This window comes from Citrobacter sp. Cpo142, from assembly GCF_030332425.1.
Classification (GTDB): domain Bacteria; phylum Pseudomonadota; class Gammaproteobacteria; order Enterobacterales; family Enterobacteriaceae; genus Citrobacter; species Citrobacter portucalensis.
The window spans coordinates 1-2,534 of record NZ_JAOWHW010000101.1 but is presented as its reverse complement, the minus strand read 5'-3'; the positions used below and the strand labels follow the sequence as shown (position 1 = coordinate 2,534).

General features: G+C 59.4%; 2 pseudogenes. One reads left to right on the top strand and one right to left on the bottom strand.

Features of this window, described 5'->3' with window-relative positions:
* A pseudogene (locus OGY18_RS06120) lies at window positions 1-227 on the bottom strand (IS6 family transposase); the annotation flags it as partial.
* Window positions 228-291: 64 nt separating this feature from the next.
* Between OGY18_RS06120 and OGY18_RS06115 the strand changes: the two are divergent.
* Window positions 292-2,534 (top strand): annotated as a pseudogene (locus OGY18_RS06115) (Tn3 family transposase); the annotation flags it as partial.

The following is a 2,534-nucleotide window of genomic DNA, read 5'->3' as shown; positions in this document are numbered from 1 at the left end:
TGCCACGGGCAAAGATCGGAAGGGTTACGCCAGTACCAGCGCAGCCGTTTTTCCATTTCAGGCGCATAACGCTGAACCCAGCGGTAAATCGTGGAGTGATCGACATTCACTCCGCGTTCAGCCAGCATCTCCTGCAGCTCACGGTAACTGATGCCGTATTTGCAGTACCAGCGTACGGCCCACAGAATGATGTCACGCTGAAAATGCCGGCCTTTGAATGGGTTCATGTGCAGCTCCATCAGCAAAAGGGGATGATAAGTTTATCACCACCGACTATTTGCAACAGTGCCTGCCATCGAGCGCGCAAGCGCCGAGGCCATCACCCGTGCCAACCGACGCATTTACGCGGCGCTGACCGATTCTTTGTTATCACCCCACCGTCAGCGCCTGGACGAACTTCTCAAGCGCAAGGACGGCAGTAAAGTGACGTGGCTGGCATGGCTGCGCCAGTCGCCTGCCAAACCGAACTCTCGCCACATGCTCGAACATATTGAGCGCCTGAAATCCTGGCAAGCACTTGATCTGCCCGCAGGCATCGAGCGGCAGGTTCACCAGAACCGCCTGCTCAAAATCGCTCGTGAAGGTGGCCAGATGACGCCTGCTGATCTGGCAAAGTTCGAGGTGCAACGACGCTATGCCACGCTGGTAGCGCTGGCCATCGAAGGCATGGCCACCGTCACCGATGAAATCATCGACCTTCACGATCGCATCATCGGCAAGCTGTTCAACGCGGCCAAGAACAAGCATCAGCAGCAGTTCCAGGCTTCCGGCAAGGCGATCAACGACAAGGTGCGGATGTATGGGCGCATCGGTCAAGCGTTGATTGAGGCCAAGCAAAGCGGCAGCGATCCGTTCGCCGCCATCGAGGCCGTTATGCCCTGGGACACCTTCGCCGCCAGCGTCACCGAAGCGCAAACATTGGCGCGGCCTGCCGACTTTGATTTCCTGCACCACATCGGTGAAAGCTATGCCACGCTACGCCGCTACGCGCCGCAGTTCCTGGGCGTGCTCAAATTGCGGGCTGCGCCCGCCGCCAAGGGTGTGCTCGATGCCATCGACATGCTGCGCGGCATGAACAGCGACAGCGCGCGCAAGGTGCCCGCCGATGCGCCAACCGCATTCATCAAGCCGCGCTGGGCAAAGCTGGTTCTGACCGACGACGGCATCGACCGGCGTTACTACGAGTTATGCGCCCTGTCGGAGCTGAAGAACGCGCTGCGCTCCGGTGATGTCTGGGTGCAGGGTTCTCGCCAGTTCAAGGACTTCGACGAATACCTGGTGCCGGTCGAGAAGTTCGCCACTTTGAAGCTGGCCAGCGAATTGCCGCTGGCAGTGGCCACCGACTGCGACCAATACCTGCATGACCGGTTGGAATTGTTGGAGGCGCAACTCGCCACAGTCAACCGCATGGCTGCGGCCAACGACTTACCGGATGCCATCATCACCACCGCGTCAGGCCTGAAGATCACGCCGCTGGACGCGGCAGTACCAGACGCCGCGCAAGCCATGATCGACCAGACAGCTATGCTGCTGCCGCACCTCAAAATCACCGAGTTGCTGATGGAGGTCGATGAATGGACGGGCTTCACCCGCCACTTCACACACCTGAAGACCAGCGACACGGCCAAGGACAAAACCTTGCTGTTGACGACGATCCTGGCCGACGCGATCAACCTGGGTCTGACCAAAATGGCCGAGTCCTGCCCTGGCACCACCTACGCCAAGCTGTCTTGGCTGCAAGCCTGGCACATCCGCGATGAAACCTATTCGACGGCGCTGGCCGAGCTGGTGAATGCGCAGTTTCGGCAACCCTTCGCCGGCAACTGGGGTGACGGCACCACGTCATCGTCGGACGGCCAGAACTTCAGAACCGGCAGCAAAGCAGAAAGCACTGGTCATATCAACCCGAAGTATGGAAGCAGTCCAGGACGGACTTTCTACACCCATATCTCCGACCAGTACGCGCCCTTCAGTGCCAAGGTGGTCAACGTGGGCATTCGTGATTCAACTTACGTGCTTGATGGCCTGCTGTACCACGAGTCGGACTTGCGCATCGAGGAACACTACACCGACACGGCAGGCTTCACCGATCACGTGTTTGGCTTGATGCATTTGCTGGGATTTCGCTTCGCGCCGCGTATCCGTGACTTGGGCGAAACCAAGCTATTCATCCCCAAGGGCGATGCCGCCTATGACGCGCTCAAGCCGATGATTAGCAGCGACAGGCTGAACATCAAGCAAATACGCGCCCATTGGGATGAAATTCTGCGGCTGGCCACCTCCATCAAGCAAGGCACGGTAACGGCTTCGCTGATGCTGCGCAAACTCGGCAGCTACCCGCGCCAGAACGGCTTGGCCGTGGCGTTGCGCGAGCTGGGGCGCATCGAGCGCACGCTGTTCATTTTGGATTGGCTGCAAAGCGTGGAGCTGCGCCGCCGCGTCCATGCGGGGCTGAATAAGGGCGAGGCGCGCAACGCGCTGGCCAGGGCGGTCTTCTTCTACCGATTGGGTGAAATCCGCGACCGCAGTTTTGA